Raw genomic sequence first — 15,938 nt, forward strand, 5'->3', positions numbered from 1 at the left:
TTAAATTTATCTGCGATCGATAGATCAGGCTCCCCTTTAAATTTAATTGTGCAAATGAAGTTTTTGCAGATGCCGGATTCCACCCATTCCAAAATCCAGTCATATAGCTTTTCCGGGTAACAGATAATATCTGAAAACAGCCAATCTACATGTTGATTTTCGAACTCTCCGGGTAACAACTTGAAAGCATCACGCTTTTGAAAGGTTACCCCTTTCTTATTCTGCATTGATAGAGAAAGTGGGGAACGGTCGATGCTTAATACATCTGCGCCGCACTGATTTATCACCCATGCCCATCCACCCGGACTACCTCCCACATCAATGCAGAACTCTCCAGGCTGTGGTGTTGTGCCCGCAATTGTAAGAGCCTCATAAAGTTTTAAGTAAGCTCTGTTTGGCGGTCCGTTTCTGTCTTCAACAAAAAGCGGTTTGCCATTAGGAAATGCACTCGAACATTCTGGTGATGCGAGCAGGGTGTTTTCATCCAAAAGGGTAAAACTCCCGAGTTGTGTCGTAGATAATGAAACAGGAAAGCTCATAGGACTGGAGCTGACAGGGGGCAGTTTATCCAGAATGAGTTTGGCCCTGCGATGAAGGGTGTGAGAATAAAGACACCAGTTTCTATGCAGGGACCTTAGTTTTCTGGCTGCGTCGTTGATAGAATCGATTTGAATGATTTTTGGGTTTCGCCATATATTCTGCGCCCAATAAGATTGCTTTGCAGGTTGTGAGGATAGCACCAGCTGGTCGTGAATGTCTGTTATCCCTTCAAGCTCCTGAAGTAATGGTTCAAGAAGTCCTTCTGCTGCGAGATAAGCTGAATTTATTTCAAAAGTCATAAAGCGGATCATACCGGTTGGTATAAATTGGCTCAAGTTTAATGATCAACCTGAAAAAACCTTTGAATAATTATGTTTACTGGAAAATATTGCTGATCTGGGTAGAACCGGGCTAATAGGAGGTTAAGATTATAGTTTCAGCCTTCTTTCCTGGCATAATCCTTAATATGGTGCTTAGATGGGACTTGAATCAGCTACGCTGGCAGGATACTATAATTCCCAATGTGTACAATGAGGCAGCTTTCTATTAATGGTGTTTAAAAAGTTTGTTACTGACAATAGAAAAATTAAATAGAGGATAACAAGGTTATTTGATGGCCAGAATTCTTCTTGTTGAAGATAATGAAATGAATCGGGACATGTTGTCACGTCGTTTGGAACGGAAAGGCTTTGAAGTCCTCATTGCTGTGGATGGGCAACAAGGAGTGAACATGGCTCGTAAGGAAACTCCAGACCTCATTCTCATGGACATGAGCTTGCCGGTTATGGATGGATGGGAAGCCGTTCGTACACTTAAAGACGATCCGGAAACTCAGGTTATTCCGGTTTTAGGCCTTTCAGCACACGCTATGACACCAGACAGGGATAAAGCTATCAAAGCCGGTTGTGACGACTACGATACCAAACCGGTAGATATAAAACGATTACTGGAGAAAATCCAGTCTTTACTTGGCTAAATTGATGTCGGCTGAGCAAGAACCAGTTCTAAACAAGCAGGCCGCTTTAGAGCTATGCGATGATGATGAAGAGCTTTTTTTGGAAATAGTGGCGGCCTATTTTGAAGATGCTACCGAGCATTCCCGTCAGCTTCTATATGCTCTTGAAGCAGGAGATGCCCACGAGGTTGAAGAAAGGGCACATGCTCTAAAAGGAGCCTCAGCCAATATTTGTGCAGGACCAGTCAGGGAAGCCGCTCTCCAACTGGAAAGAGCCGGTCGAAGCAAGGACCTGAGTCAGGCCCCTCAACTTTATAAAGTATTTAAAAAAGAGTTCCAACGGTTGATGGAATATCTCAAGCCACTGGTATCTGAGGGCTGATAAGCGGTTCTTTTGCGTTTAGTTACTGTAGCTTGACAAAGTCGGTGGAATAAAGTATAAAAACCAATTCACTTTTATTTGCCATCTGTTTGCAGGTGGCTGGTTTTCAACGCTCAATTTATAAAGGAGCAGTTTTTGGCTAATCATAAATCTGCGTTAAAGCGCAACAGGCAGAACCTGAAAAAAAATGAAAGAAACAAAGGTTATCGTACCTTAGTCAAGACGTTGTCTAAAAAAGTTCGTGCTGAAGCTGAGGCTGGTAATAAAGAGCAGGCTGAGAAAGACTTAATGGTTGCTCAGAAAACTATCGCCAAGGTTGGCGGTAAAGGCATCCTTCATGCCCGGGCGGCATCCCGAAAAATATCCAGTCTCACCCGTTTGGTCAACCGTATCGCCTGATTCCTGCAGGTAGGCCAGTTTCTTTTTACATTCAATTAACATTACCCTGGCTAGTGGCATAGGTTAAGAATCAGGGTTTGCATCACCGCTAATGGGTCTTGCGAGGTCGACTTCAGTCTTCTGTCGGCTTTGGTCAATTCCAGATAGCCTGTGCGTAATTGCCGGGTGCTGAACCGGCGGGTATGTTGCAAAGCTTTGTCAACCACATAAGGATTGGCTCCCATGGTTTTTGCGATTTGACCGGCAGGCAGGTTTTTTGTCTGATAGTGTTTTACTTCCCAGATCATTCTAAATTGCCAGGCAATAGTACCAAGAATCTTTATTGGTTCTTCTCCATGATCTATTTGGTTTTTGAGTAAGCGTAATGCTGTTTCTGGATTTTTTGTTTTCAAGGCATCTGTAAGCGCAAAAACATTTTCCAACTTGTTTTCTCCAACCACTTCAGCGACATCCTGTTCCGAAATGGATTTGTTTTTGCCTGCGTAGAGAAAAGTCTTTTCCAATTCCTTTGCCAGAATACCTGGCCGAGCTCCTGCTCGATTCACCATTGATCGTGCTGCATCAAATGATAGAGAGTAATTACTTTCTTTCGCTCTATCACAAAGCCAGTTAATAAGCTCATTTTCTTTAGGAGCCTCACAGGCTACAGCGGTTTTTAATCCCACCAGTTTTTTGAATAATTTTCTTTTGCGGTCCACCTTGTTAGACGTGATAAGCAAACAGGATTCTGAAACAGGAGACTCTGCGTAGTCAATGAGGGCCTGGGCATCCTTGTCCTGAGGTATGGCGTCTTGCAGGTTGCGTACGATCACCAGTTTTTTCCCACCAAGAAAAGACAGGGTTTTGGCAGATCCTATCCAATCACTAACAGTGCTTTCACGTGCGTCAAAGTTTTCCAGATTAAAGTCCCGGTTTTCATCTGTGATCCATTGTTTAACCAGGGACTGAATGACCTCAGTGTGGTAGAAAGTTTCCGTGCCATAGAGGAAGTAGAAGGGATCAGTTTGACCTTTTGAGATTTTCTGGATCAGATTATCAGGCGTCACTGTGAACTAAAATTAAAATTGATTAATCAGGAGGCTCACCAATCTGTTGCCTAGAACCTGATAAGCCTCATTGAGCGCAGCTAACCGGGCTGATTCTGTGCCTACAAGGTCTGAAGAGGCTCTGTAGTTCCATTCTGTCCTAAAGTGTTGCTTAAGGTAGGATTTATTATAAAGCTTATCGATCACTTCCACATCTATACCGAGTTCAACAATATAGCCTTCTGCAAAATCGCCCGTACTGAACGCTACAGGTCTCAACTCATAGTGAAAAAGGTTTCCTGTCATAACCATGTCGGACTGGTTATTTGGAACAACCTGCACTCTTCCATCTGTCACGAAAGAGTCAATAACGGCACTTGTCAGTTCCCGGTGTATTTCAGGCTGGGAAGAGTTATTGGTGAAGACAGGAATTGAAATGGTTTTTAAATGTTTTGGCAGGGAAGAACCCGTTCCCACCAGAGTATAACCACATCCATTTAGGAGCAGGATGAACAGTACCCAGTATTTAAAAATCGCATGCTTCATTGGATGACTATGTTCACGAGTTTCTTTGGAACGACAATAACTTTTTTGATTTGCTTATCTTTTGTCCACTCCTGGATTTTGGGGTCCTCCAGAGAGCGGGCTTTCAAATCTTCATCGCCAATATCCGATGCGACAGATATCTTCTGTCTCACTTTACCATTGACCTGCAGGACGATCAATATTTCATCCGTTTGCGTTAAATCTTCTCTGTATTTTGGCCAGAGCCATTGACCTTGATTTTTTGCAAGCCCTATTTGTGATGCCATTTCTTCGGCGATATGTGGGGCGAAAGGTGACAAGGTCAGCACCAGGGTTTCCAGAGCTTCTCTTATTGCCGCTCGATTTTTTTCATCACGGTTGTTTTCCCACCACTCCTTGAAAATGAAGAGGTGATTGACCAACTCCATAATCGCGGCAATGGCTGTGTTGAACTGCATTCTTGTTTCAATATCTTCTGTCACTCTTCTTATGGTGATATGTGTCATTCTGCGAAGTGCTTTGACTTCGGGAGCGGTTGCCGTAAAAGATTCTCCAGGCAAAGCAATAGTTTTTGTTTCTTCAATAAATTCGCTAAAAATTCTCCAGACCCTTTTCAAAAACCTTGAACACCCTTCTACACCCTGATCACTCCATTCCAGATCTTTAACCGGTGGTGCGGCAAAAAGAATGAATATGCGGGCTGTATCGGCACCATAGTTTTTGATGATTTCGTCCGGGTCCACCACATTGCCCTTGGACTTGGACATTTTGGCCCCATCTTTAATGACCATTCCCTGGGTCAATAGCCTGTCAAAAGGTTCCAGGGCCTGGGTCAAGTCAAGATCCTTCAACACCAGGTTAAAAAATCTGGAATAAAGAAGATGTAAAATAGCGTGTTCAATACCACCTACATATTGATCGACCGACATCCAGTAGTTGATATTTTCTCTGCTAAAAGGCTCTTTTTCAGATCGAGGAGACGTGTATCGGTCAAAATACCAGGAAGAACAAATGAAGGTATCGAGCGTATCGGTATCACGTTGAGCATCGGCACCGCATTTCGGGCATGAAGTTTTATAGAAAGACTCGAGAGTGTGTAAAGGAGACTGACCTTTATCACCTAATTGTGCATCGAGTGGAAGTTCCACCGGCAATTGGTCTTCTGGAACAGGCACGATTCCACATCCTGAACAATGGATAACTGGAATTGGAGTTCCCCAATAGCGTTGCCGGGAAACACCCCAGTCGCGAAGGCGATAATTAATGGTGGCTTTGCCAATGTTTTCTTTTTCCAGATGCTGGCAAACCGATCTGCGAGCTTCCTGTCCGATCAACCCATCGAAAGAACCGGAATTCACCATCGCGCCATCAGCTGTATACGCTTTGGTGTCTGTGTCTACGGGTCCGGATTCTGGTTGAATGACAACCCGGATCGGCAGGTCATATTTGCGGGCAAAATCCATATCCCGTTGGTCGTGAGCGGGAACAGACATGATTGCGCCGGTGCCGTAATCCATGAGTACAAAATTTGCGGTCCATACAGGAATGGACTCACCCGTTAAAGGGTTCACGGCATAAGCCCCGGTGAACACTCCTTCCTTTTCTCCTCCTTCGCTGGTTCTTGAGATCGTGTCCTGTATTTTTACTTTTCGAACAAAAGTGTCTACAGCTTTTTCTTGTTCAGTTCCACGTGAAAGCTTTTCTGTAAGGGGGTGCTCAGGGGCAAGAACCATAAACATTGCGCCGTATAAAGTGTCGGGTCGAGTTGTGAACACTTTAATGACTTCGTCACTCTGCTGGACTTTAAAGTCCACTTCAGCGCCAAAGCTTTTGCCTATCCAGTTGGTTTGCATGGTAAGCACTTGTTCCGGCCATTTCCCCTCAAGGGCTTTACAACCATCCAGCAACCTGTCAGCATATTCAGTGATTTTGAAGAACCAGCCTTCCTGTTGTTTTTGCAATACTTCGTTATCGCATCGCCAGCACCGGCCATCCACAACCTGTTCGTTGGCGAGAACGGTTTGGCAGTCTTCACACCAGTTGATTGTGGAATTTTTTCGGTAGGCGAGTCCCTTTTCCAGGAACTTTAGAAAAAACCACTGGTTCCATTTATAATAACCGGGGTGGCAGGTAGCTATTTCACGATCCCAGTCATAGCTGAGACCCAGTGCTTTGATCTGCTTCCTCATGGTGCGAATATTCTCAAATGTCCATTCGGCAGGGTGAGTTTTGTTTTTGATGGCGGCATTTTCTGCCGGCATTCCAAACGCGTCCCAGCCTAATGGGTGCAGGACGTTAAAACCCTGCATGCGTTTGAAACGGGCCAGTGCATCGCCTATTGTGTAGTTGCGAACGTGGCCCATATGGATTCTGCCTGATGGATAGGGAAACATTTCCAGCAGGTAATATTTTTCTTTGGAAGAGTCTAACTCTACTTTAAAAGATTGGTTTTCTTCCCAGTAAGCCTGCCATTTGGCTTCAATGGAATTTGGTTCGTAGACGGTCATAATAGTGAGTGTTATCCACAGAGTAAGGGTGAGTCAACTTTAAGAATAAGGATTCTAACACACCCACCAGGTGTGGGGCCACCAGCGTGACCCTGGACCCAACAGTTATTCCCTCAGCAAGCTGGAGTATTTGAATGACAGAATTATCCGGGACCATTGCAGTTGTTTTCTTGTTATACGTACTGGCTATGCTGGGTATCGGAGTATGGACAGCCAGGTTGACTCGATCCCCGCTGGACTTTTTTCTCGCAGACCGGTCTTTGAAAGCCTGGGTAACGGCTATCTCTTCTACCGCAAGTTCAGAAAGTGCCTGGGCTGTATTGGGAACAGTGGGCCTGGCTTACAAGGAGGGCTTGTCGGCAATCTGGTTCATGCCGGGTTGCCTGTTAGGCTATTTGATCAACTGGTTGTTTATCGCGGAAAAACTTCGTAAACATTCTGAAGAGAATAGATCTATCACCCTTCCGGATTATTTTGAAAACCATTTTGATGACAAGAGCCATGCCCTCCGTGTGATTTCGGTGGTGATCATTTTTTTCTGCATGATGGCTTATGTGGCGGCGCAGTTTACCGCTATTGGCAAAACCTTCGATGCTATTTTCGGGGTTCCGCATATAGTAAGTATTTCAGTGGGCGGGGCGATTGTGCTTGTTTACACAATGATGGGCGGTGTTCGCGCTGTGGCTTGGACTGATTTTGCCCAGGGAATTATTATGGCTTTGGGACTGGTGATCCTTTCGGTGGTTGCGTTATCCAGTTTGGGTGGTTTTTCAGGAATGCTGGTGGAGGTGGAAAAAACATCACCCGAAACTTTGAATTGGATGGGAGGAAAATCTGTGGCCGCTTTTTTGGGTTCCATGGTGGGGTTGTTGGGGATCGGGCTCGGCTACCCGGGTCAGCCTCATGTTGTCACCCGGTATATGGCAGCGAAAAATACTGAAACCATCGAAAAGGGAACCTGGATCGCATTGGGCTGGGGACTGGTAGTTTATTCATCATCTATTATGCTGGGCATTTGTGGTCAGGCCCTTTTCCCGGGACTGGAAGACCCCGAACACCTGTTTCCCAGGGCAGCGGAACAACTACTGCCAACTTTGTTGACGGCGGTGGTGTTGACGGGTGTATTGGCGGCCATCATGTCTACGGTGTCAGCACAGATTCTGGTTGCCGCTTCTGCCATAGCCCATGATGTGTATTCCAGACTGCTCAAAAAAACAATTTCACACAAGATGATTCTTCGCATCAGCCGGGCAACGGTGCTGGTTTTAGGCGTGGGGGCTATGCTTATCGCACTTGGTGAAACAAGGGTCATTTTCTGGTTCGTGTTGTTTGCCTGGTCGGGACTCGGAGCGAGTTTTGGTCCGCTCATTTTATTTACGTTGTACTCTAAAAGAGTGACACGGCAAGGTGCTATAGCAGGAATGCTGGCCGGATTTTTAACAACACTTGTATGGAAGATTGCAGGACTTTCTGATGCCTTGATTTATGAATTGGTCCCAGCTTTTTTAATCGCCGCTATGACCATTTATTTAGTCAGTAACGCGTCCAGAAAAATTCAATAGCGAATCGAGTTCATATTCTAAAAAAGTTCGAAGAGGATAGTAAGGTGGTTTTTGTATAACTTCAGCCCAGGATTTCTGAAATGGCTTGAACCATTTTTTCTGACGCACCTTGTTGTTCTTTTATGAAGGACTGAGCTTTTTCCTGGATCTCCTTTCGCTGGTCTGGGTTCTTCAGAAAAGAATTAACAATTTCCTTTATATCATCCGGGGTTTGAACTGGGAATGTCAGGCCCTGTTCATGGGCTTTTTCTGCAACGTGACGGATGTTTTCAATAAAAGGACCATGCATGACTGACAGTCCGTAGACCAGTGGTTCTTTCAGGCTGTGTCCCCCACCTGGCTTCACAAGGCTGTTGCCAATGAAAGCCACTTGCCCCAGTGCAAAAACCTGTGCCAGCTCACCCATCGTATCAAGCAGAATAACGGAAGCAGATTTTGAATTGTTCAACGATGAACGGTATGCGAAAGAAACTTTTTTTTGCTCAAAAATATCAGCTATATTTTTTACCCGTTCGATTCTTCGTGGCGCGAGAATCAAAATCAGATCGGGATGCTCAACCACCAATTGCTGGTGAGCTTCCAGAATAATTTCTTCTTCTCCAGCATGGGTGCTTCCTGCTATCCACACAGGTGTGTTTTTGTCCAGCATGAATGTGTCCCGGAGTTTTTCTATCCCTTCACTGTCCAGAAGCTGTTTTACGTCGTATTTTGGGTCGCCCATGATTTCTACACGATCTTGTTCCACGCCCAGCATCAGGGCGGCTTTCTTTGAGTTTCTGTTTTGCATGCCAAGCTTTTGAAACTTCTTAAAGGTCTCTTTGAATAGTGAGCCCACCAGGCGATACCTGCGGGCAGACCTTTCGGAGATACGACCGTTGAATAAAAGGACAGGAATATTTTTTCTATATAACAAGTCTATCAGGCCGGGCCAGAATCCCGTATCGGTAACAACATAAATAACGGGATTAATCCGACTTAAAGCCAGTTGAGTGAAAGGCAGGCAATCCAGTGGATGAAAAAATAAATGGTCGGCGATACCCGCATTAAGAGCCGACTCATAACCCGAGTCTGTTGTGACAGAGAGGGCAATTTCGAGATCGGGGTATTGTTCACGCACTTTTTTGAGAACGGGTGTTGCGGCGACGACTTCTCCCATTGAAAGAGAATGCATCCATAATGTTTTCTTACCCTTGTTTTTAGGGACCCACCCGAAATGGTGGATCAGCCCTTTAAACTTATGTTTGGAAAACAAGGTTGCGATTGAAAACAGTGGGAGCAGGAAGATCGCTATAAAGAGGGATAAAAAGTGGTAAAAATAGATCATCTAAACGGGTATCCCATTAGAGGTCTTCAACTATCTCTGGCGAATGAGCTCAATGTTTTTTCTCAATGCCCCAGTGTTGGCCTGTACAGTTTTTTCTGCAGACTGTCCCAGCTTCTGCCGCTCGTCCTGATTCATCAATAACCATTTTAAAACATCGTAGAGTTCTTCAATATTTTGAAGTTGCCGGCCGCCCTCTGATTGTTTGAGTAGCTTTGCCTCTTCCTCAAAGTTATTCATGAATTTTCCAAACAGAACGGGTTTTCCTAATGCCGCTGGTTCGAGAATGTTGTGTCCCCCAAACCGGGGATTGAATCCACCGCCTACATAGACCACCGTCGCTGTCTTATAAAACGCATTGAGTTTTCCCAGGCTATCCAGGAGTAAAACGGTTCCCTGCCAGTTTGCCAAATCATTCTGATTGGAGAGAAGGGCATAATCCACTTCGAATTCGCGGATCAGGTCTTCGACTTCCCTGCATCTTTCCATATGCCTGGGGGCGATCACACCGATCAGATGGGGAAACTCTTTTTTAAGATTAACCAGTGCATCCATAATTGGGCCTTCTTCTCCCGGGCGGGTAGAACCAAAAACCACTACCAGTGATTCCTCTTTCCATTCGGGCTGATAATCATCTTTGATTTGAGCTGAGGTCACATCGAACTTGATATTTCCCGAAACCAGGATTTTATCTTTAGCGATTCCTAACTGCAAAAACCTGTCTGCATCGGTTTGGGATCGCATGGAAAATTGTTGAATCGACTCAGTCATCCACAACAGGAAGGATGGGAATTTTCCATAATTCTTGACTGATTTTTCCGAAACCCTTCCATTCACCTGGATTACAGGAATATTTCTATGTTTACATTGACGGAGTAGAGAAGGCCATAGCTCGGCTTCAATTAAAACCAGTTTAGAGGGTCGTAAACGATCAAAGACAGGGTTGAGCCAGAGTGGAAAGTCCAGTGGTAATCTGAATACGTTCGGAAGTTTTTCTTCCAAGGCCAGCTTATAACCAGTTGGAGTGAACGTTGAAATGGCGATGGGTCTGGATTCATCTTTTGGCAGGCCGGAAATTAATATTTTAGCCAGCCGAACTTCCCCAACCGATGAAGCATGAATCCACAAAGTATCTTCCAGTTCGGGCAGAGACCGTGCCCCATTCATTCTTTCCTTTATGTCATTGCGGAAAGTCGAAGAGACCATTGCTCTTAGAAGAAGAAAGGGAGAAGCAATTAGCAGCATCCCTCCTGTAAGAATATAATACAAAAAATCCATAAGCTGGGAGTATACTCCTAAAATAATAGATGACCTCTAAAAATTGCGAAAAATTAAAATTTACAGTATTTGTGTTATAGGAGTGTCCAATAAGGTTCTGTTATAAATCATGTCAGAAATTTTCTATAAAATAATATCTTCCGACCGTAAATGGTACTGGTTTCCATTTTTTATAATCTTGCAATTCATCTCTCTGCTTTATTTGCTGGGTCACCATTTTCGGCTCTGGGCATACAGATGGGGAGTGTTTCCCAGTCGCAAGCTAAATTGCCGGGTCATCAGTGTTGGTAACCTGACGTTAGGCGGTACAGGAAAAACACCCTTTGTCATGATGATCGCGGAAACACTCAGGGGGAATGGACTCAAACCCGCTATTCTCAGCCGGGGATATGGCGGGGAATCCAATAATCCTGTTAATGTCGTGTGTGATGGGAAGCAAACCCTCCTTTCACCGGAGTGGGTCGGCGATGAAGCCGTTATGATGGCGGAAAAACTTAAAAATGTTCCTATTTTAACCGGGCCAGACCGATATCAAACCGGAAGGTATGCGCTTGAACATTTTGATGTTGATACCCTGGTTTTAGATGATGGCTTTCAACATTTGGCTTTAAAACGCGATCTGGACATATTGCTTTTCGATCATTTCAGACCGTTGGGCAACACACATCTTTTTCCTGCAGGGGAACTGCGTGAGCCGGTAATAGAAACACGACGAGCAGACATGGTTTGTTTCACCCATTATTCAGGTGGTGCAATAAATTTTGACTCTCGTTTATTGGGTTCCGTACCTCAAATGAAAACACACCTGCGCCTTGATTCCATAATCCGTATGGATGATGAAGAAGTTCTGGATGTGGAAATTTTAAAAAATGAACCTGTTGCGGCGTTTTGTGGCATCGCTAAACCGGACGGTTTCAAACAGATTTTGCTGGACTCACAAATTCACCCAAAAGTTTTCAAAGCTTTTCCCGACCATTATCCATACACCCTGCAGGATATTAGAGATTTGGAAGCAAGTGCGCTTGAAAAAGGCGCCCGCTTTATTCTGCTTCCGGAAAAAGACGCTGTGAAACTCAAAGATATGGAACTTACTTTGCCGTTTTTCAAAGTGGTGATCGAAATTGAAATACTTGAAGGGCGTGAAACTTTTAACAAACAGTTGCTCGGTCAGCATGACGCCGGGTTTGGCGGGTAATAATTTTCCTGAATTGTAAAAGGGAATTTTTGAATCGTTTACAATGATTGACTATAAATCTCTCCACCCAGGTCAAAAATTTTTCCTGAACATTCTGGTTCCATTGCTTTATCTGTTTCCTTTGGTGTTTGCTTATCTGGCTCCCAAAAACTTTGGATTCGGGATTCGTCCCCTGGTTTATGTTGGGTTGTCAGTGGGTGCGGCGGGGGTTCTGCTATGGATAGCCGCAATGTGGTCATTGGGTTCTTCGCTTGCCGTTCTTCCAGGAACTAACCAGTTAGTCACCAAAGGGGTTTACCGGATTTTTCGTCACCCGATTTACATCGGGATTATTTTAACGTTAACAGGTTTATTCCTTGCCTGCGGTTCCGTTCCCTGCCTGGTTTATATGATCTTAGTGGTTGTGCCTTTGAATATTTACAGGGCCCGAGAAGAAGAAAAGGTTTTGCTGGAACAATTAGGCTCCGCATATCAGCAGTATAAGGACTCCACACTCTTTTGAAGGCAAGCTTATGATTCAAAAAATAAAATTCAGGGCTTTGCTTACTATGTGCGGAGAACCCATTGAAAATGGTGAACTGGTTATTGATGAAGAAAACATTGTCGAGATTACAAATCAATCGGCAAATGATAATTCGGTTCTGGATCTTTCTGATTATTTGCTCATGCCGGGGTTTGTCAACGCTCACAGTCACCTTTGCTTGACAGCACTTGAAAAAAAACTTTCTCCCCCTGACTCATTTGTGGATTGGGTTCGGGCGTTGATTTCTTTGAACTCGGAACTTGATGACGAGAACAGGAAACGGGGAATTCTCAATGGCGCGGAGGCGATGAAACGATCCGGGGTGACTTCGCTTGGAGATTATGTTGCCGATCCTGAATTGTTGCCGTTGATGGGTGGGTTGGGTTTCCGCTCGGTTCTTTTTCTTGAGACCATTGGTTTTCAATCAGGGAGAGCCACCACACTCCGCGATGATCTTGAAAAAATTTTAAAACGTGAAAGCGGATCTCCTCTTTGTCGATTAGGACTGGCACCCCATGCGCCCTATTCTGTTTCTCCAGATTTGTTTCGATATCTTGCGGAATTGGCAGGGCAATATCATTGCCCAATCTCTTGCCACGTCGCGGAAATTAAAGAGGAAACAAGGTTCCTGGTGCTCGGTGATGATTCACTTGAAGGATTATTAAAAGAAAGATCAGCTTGGGACACAGAGTGGAGACCTCCTTATAAATCACCGATACAATACCTTTCTTCATTAGGAATTTTAGATCGTCTCATTGCGGTGCATTGCAATTATATTTCTGATGACTTGGGAGTTATGGAGGAAAAAAAAGTCAGTTCAGTTTTTTGTCCGCAGAGCTCTATGTGGTTCGGGCGAAAAAATTTGATGCCTGTTCGAGCTATGTTGGATCGTGGAATGACTGTGGCTTTGGGTACCGATTCACTAGCCAGCAACGAGTCCCTGAATTTTCTGGAAGAATTACGCGCGGCAGAAAAGATTTTGCCTGACATAAGTCGAAAGGAAATACTGATTATGGCAACCTGTGGAGGAGCAGAATCTCTGGGGTTGCCCTGTGGGACCCTTGCTCCCGGACAAAAAGCTGATTTCATAGGATTTCGTGTTCCTCCTTCTTATTCTGGGCCGTGGTGGGACGTGCCTTTCGAAGCAAACCGCCAGAAAGTGGATTTTTATTGTGTAGACGGAAAATCCGTTTCCTTTTCCTGAGAACAATTCCTCCATTAAAATTGTTATAGAGCCAAAGCTTGACGGAAAACGTAGATTTTCATATAATCTATTGATATAAAAAGAATTATTCAATTTTACGCGTATGCCGGGTTTGCTTAAAATCATAGGGATAGTGGGGATGGTCTTTCTTTTTTCCGCTTGTGGAGTAAAGGGTGGAGGGCATTCGCCCCTGCTCTTTAAACGCATCACTCCCGAAATGGAAGCAGAAATGGAAGAGCTCATCCAAAAGGGATGCACTAAGGAGTATGAGTACTTTGACCGGGATATCGCCATGTTATATTCGTTGATTCCGGGTGGTGGCCAATGGTATACGGGTGAAACTCGTAAGGCATGGATTTATTTGATGTCTTTTCCCTTGATAGTGCCTTATATTGTTTCGTTTCAGGATGCCCAGAATTCAGTGGACTATTATAATTTTCGTTATACAGCACATTTTTGTAAAACAAAATTCCAGGCGGCTGAAGAACATCAGGATAGGGATTACCTGTCTATAAAGAAAAAGAGGAAAAAAATAGCCAGGCAGGGCTCAGGTCGGAATCAGTTTTGAAAGTAAGTTATTAAAAAACGTAGCTGGATGGGAATTAAATTCCTTGTGTGATTTGGTGCTATAAAGGAAAAAAATCTGGTGTTTATAAAAATTCAGTGATAAAATCCCGTATTTAGTAGACTATGGTAGCTATTTTTTTCTATTAAAAGGTAGCTTGCCATGCTATAGTGCGTCACAATATCACCCTTTCGCGGCAATATATCCTGTTAATCTGAACGGAATAGCTGAAAACCTCCAATTTATATTGAATCTTTTGAAGTAAAAGTGTAATATGGGGGTTTTTTATTTGCTGAGCTGGCGTAGCTCAGTTGGTAGAGCAGCTGATTTGTAATCAGCAGGTCGGGGGTTCGAGTCCCTTTGCCAGCTCCAGTTTTAATTGACTGGTTTAAGAAGGATTAGTGCCCCGCAATGGAGACTTTGGTTGAATAATGCCGACTGTGGGGCGCGGTTTTTAACCCAGAATGACGGGGAGGTTCCCGAGTGGCCAAAGGGAACAGACTGTAAATCTGTCGGCTCAGCCTTCGGAGGTTCGAATCCTCCCCTCCCCATCCTGAGTTTAGGTTGGATGAAATTGCGGGAATAGCTCAGTTGGCTAGAGCGTCAGCCTTCCAAGCTGAGGGTCGCCGGTTCGAGTCCGGTTTCCCGCTCCACCTTATTGGTGGGTGAATGAGTGCTTAATGCCCACGTAGCTCAGTGGTGGAGCACTTCCTTGGTAAGGAAGAGGTCATCGGTTCAATCCCGATCGTGGGCTCCAGGTTTCCATTGTCAGGTGCTTGGGGTTTGAATGGATATGGTTTATGTCTTTTGGTTGTAATGATAGGTCGTTGGACCGAAGATTGGGTTAATACTAGGTTAATATTATATGAGAGTTATTGTTCAATTAGCGTGTTCTGATTGTAATCGGAAGAATTATTCGGGGACTAAGAATAAGAAGACCACCACGGAAAGGTTGGAATTCAAAAAATACTGTAGATTTTGCAGAAAACATACCCCCCATAAGGAAACCAAATAAAGAAAAACTGGGCGGTTGGGCGTGAGGTTGTGTCGAGTGTCTGAGCTATTGGGCAGACCGAGGAAATTCCTCCCCTTCTTTAAAACTGGCGCGGATTCCGAATTAGGTCAGTAGCTCTAACGGTAGAGCATCGGATTCCAAATCCGAGGGTTGGGGGTTCGAATCCCTCCTGGCCTGTAGAAACTTGTTGGAAGTTGAGGGTTATGATTACAAAAGCTATTGGTTTTTTGGCTGAGGTGAAAGCTGAGGTCAAGAAGGTAACCTGGCCTTCTCGTAAAGAGGCAATGGGTGGCACCGCAGTGGTAGTTGTGGTGGTTTTGTTGATGGCGTTGTTTCTGGGAATTGTCGATGCAATTCTCTCGAAGATTGTACAGAGCCTTATATGATTTCTGACGGAGGAACCTTGTCCAAGCAATGGTATGTTATTCACACCTATTCCGGATTTGAGCGGAAGGTGAAACTGAGTATAGAGGAGCAGTTCGGCCACTCAAAATATGGGGAAAACTTTGGTGAGGTGGTTATACCCACCGAAGAAGTGGTTGAGGTTCGAAAAGGTAAGAAAAAAGTTTCATCGAGAAAGTTTTTCCCGGGATATATTCTGATCAATGTCGAGATGAATCAGGATATCTGGTACATGATAAAAAATACTCCCAAGGTCACAGGTTTTCTTGGGGGAGGTAGTGAGCCTGTTCCGTTGTCAGAAGATGAGGTCAAGTTGATCATGGATCAGGTGAAAGGGGAGTCGGCGAGGCCCAAACCAAAATTCTCTTTCGAGAAAGGAGAGAGTGTGCGGGTTATAGAGGGTCCGTTCTTAAACTTTAATGGAACTGTTGAAGATGTAAATCATGACAAGGGTAAAGTCAGGGTCATGGTTTCAATTTTTGGGCGCGCTACACCGGTGGAATTGGAGTTTCCCCAGATTGAGCGGGTTTAATCAATAGC

Annotated in this window: 17 protein-coding genes and 5 tRNA genes; 16 read left to right on the forward strand and 6 right to left on the reverse strand. The window is 44.5% G+C overall.

Annotated features, from left to right (window positions below):
• Positions 1-875 (reverse strand): hypothetical protein (locus F3741_00830; GenBank protein MZG29346.1); only part of this gene is annotated, 875 nt, incomplete at its 3' end.
• A gap of 278 nt (positions 876-1,153) precedes the next feature.
• On the opposite strand from F3741_00830, the gene F3741_00835 reads away from it, so the two are divergent.
• The 3 genes from F3741_00835 (at position 1,154) to F3741_00845 (ending at position 2,276) form a co-directional block, all read left to right on the forward strand.
• On the forward strand, positions 1,154-1,516 hold the full coding sequence (locus tag F3741_00835) for a response regulator (protein ID MZG29347.1): 363 nt from the start codon (positions 1,154-1,156) through the stop codon (positions 1,514-1,516).
• Positions 1,517-1,520: 4 nt separating this feature from the next.
• Positions 1,521-1,877: an Hpt domain-containing protein gene (locus tag F3741_00840; GenBank protein ID MZG29348.1), complete on the forward strand. Its 357-nt coding sequence runs from the start codon at positions 1,521-1,523 to the stop codon at positions 1,875-1,877.
• Between the two features lie 135 nt (positions 1,878-2,012).
• Positions 2,013-2,276: a 30S ribosomal protein S20 gene (locus tag F3741_00845; GenBank protein ID MZG29349.1), complete on the forward strand. Its 264-nt coding sequence runs from the start codon at positions 2,013-2,015 to the stop codon at positions 2,274-2,276.
• A gap of 50 nt (positions 2,277-2,326) precedes the next feature.
• Here F3741_00845 and holA read toward each other — a convergent pair whose 3' ends face one another.
• From holA to F3741_00860, 3 genes are read right to left on the reverse strand one after another with little or no spacing between them, the layout of a single operon-like run.
• On the reverse strand, positions 2,327-3,322 hold the full coding sequence (holA, locus tag F3741_00850) for a DNA polymerase III subunit delta (GenBank protein ID MZG29350.1): 996 nt from the start codon (positions 3,320-3,322) through the stop codon (positions 2,327-2,329).
• 12 nt (positions 3,323-3,334) lie between these two features.
• Positions 3,335-3,847 carry a hypothetical protein gene (locus F3741_00855; protein MZG29351.1) on the reverse strand — a complete coding sequence of 171 codons (513 nt, stop codon included), beginning with the start codon at positions 3,845-3,847 and terminating at the stop codon, positions 3,335-3,337.
• Positions 3,844-6,333 (reverse strand): leucine--tRNA ligase, encoded by a 2,490-nt coding sequence (locus F3741_00860; GenBank protein ID MZG29352.1) that lies wholly within the window; start codon positions 6,331-6,333, stop codon positions 3,844-3,846. Before F3741_00860 ends, F3741_00855 begins: the two co-directional genes overlap by 4 nt.
• 134 nt (positions 6,334-6,467) lie before the next feature.
• On the opposite strand from F3741_00860, the gene F3741_00865 reads away from it, so the two are divergent.
• Entirely contained in the window at positions 6,468-7,895 is a 1,428-nt protein-coding gene (locus tag F3741_00865; GenBank protein MZG29353.1) for a sodium/proline symporter, read from the forward strand.
• A 61-nt stretch (positions 7,896-7,956) separates the two neighbouring features.
• On the opposite strand, the gene F3741_00870 is transcribed toward F3741_00865, so the two are convergent.
• On the reverse strand, positions 7,957-9,219 hold the full coding sequence (locus tag F3741_00870) for a hypothetical protein (protein MZG29354.1): 1,263 nt from the start codon (positions 9,217-9,219) through the stop codon (positions 7,957-7,959).
• A gap of 30 nt (positions 9,220-9,249) precedes the next feature.
• Entirely contained in the window at positions 9,250-10,494 is a 1,245-nt protein-coding gene (locus F3741_00875; GenBank protein MZG29355.1) for a 3-deoxy-D-manno-octulosonic acid transferase, read from the reverse strand.
• 109 nt (positions 10,495-10,603) lie between these two features.
• Between F3741_00875 and lpxK the strand changes: the two genes are divergently transcribed.
• From lpxK to nusG, 12 genes are all read left to right on the forward strand, one after another.
• Positions 10,604-11,689: a tetraacyldisaccharide 4'-kinase gene (gene lpxK / locus F3741_00880; protein ID MZG29356.1), complete on the forward strand. Its 1,086-nt coding sequence runs from the start codon at positions 10,604-10,606 to the stop codon at positions 11,687-11,689.
• 43 nt (positions 11,690-11,732) lie between these two features.
• Entirely contained in the window at positions 11,733-12,191 is a 459-nt protein-coding gene (locus F3741_00885; protein ID MZG29357.1) for an isoprenylcysteine carboxylmethyltransferase family protein, read from the forward strand.
• 10 nt (positions 12,192-12,201) lie between these two features.
• Complete coding sequence (locus F3741_00890) at positions 12,202-13,416, forward strand: amidohydrolase family protein (GenBank protein MZG29358.1); 1,215 nt, start codon at positions 12,202-12,204, stop codon at positions 13,414-13,416.
• A gap of 139 nt (positions 13,417-13,555) precedes the next feature.
• The gene (locus F3741_00895) at positions 13,556-13,984 is read left to right on the forward strand and encodes a hypothetical protein (protein ID MZG29359.1); all 429 of its coding nucleotides are present in this window, start codon (positions 13,556-13,558) and stop codon (positions 13,982-13,984) included.
• 293 nt (positions 13,985-14,277) lie between these two features.
• A tRNA-Thr gene (locus F3741_00900) sits at positions 14,278-14,353 on the forward strand.
• Positions 14,354-14,450: 97 nt separating this feature from the next.
• Positions 14,451-14,532 (forward strand) — tRNA-Tyr (locus F3741_00905).
• Between the two features lie 25 nt (positions 14,533-14,557).
• A tRNA-Gly gene (locus tag F3741_00910) sits at positions 14,558-14,634 on the forward strand.
• Between the two features lie 29 nt (positions 14,635-14,663).
• Positions 14,664-14,738 (forward strand) — tRNA-Thr (locus tag F3741_00915).
• A 108-nt stretch (positions 14,739-14,846) separates the two neighbouring features.
• A complete protein-coding gene (rpmG, locus tag F3741_00920; protein MZG29360.1) occupies positions 14,847-14,996 on the forward strand; it encodes a 50S ribosomal protein L33 in 150 nt (49 codons plus the stop codon).
• A gap of 104 nt (positions 14,997-15,100) precedes the next feature.
• Positions 15,101-15,173 (forward strand) — tRNA-Trp (locus F3741_00925).
• Between the two features lie 26 nt (positions 15,174-15,199).
• A complete protein-coding gene (secE, locus tag F3741_00930; protein ID MZG29361.1) occupies positions 15,200-15,382 on the forward strand; it encodes a preprotein translocase subunit SecE in 183 nt (60 codons plus the stop codon).
• Entirely contained in the window at positions 15,379-15,930 is a 552-nt protein-coding gene (gene nusG / locus F3741_00935) for a transcription termination/antitermination protein NusG (protein ID MZG29362.1), read from the forward strand. Before secE ends, nusG begins: the two co-directional genes overlap by 4 nt.
• The last annotated feature ends 8 nt before the right edge of the window (positions 15,931-15,938 follow it).

This window comes from Nitrospinota bacterium (assembly GCA_009873635.1).
Taxonomy (GTDB): Bacteria; Nitrospinota; Nitrospinia; order Nitrospinales; family VA-1; genus LS-NOB.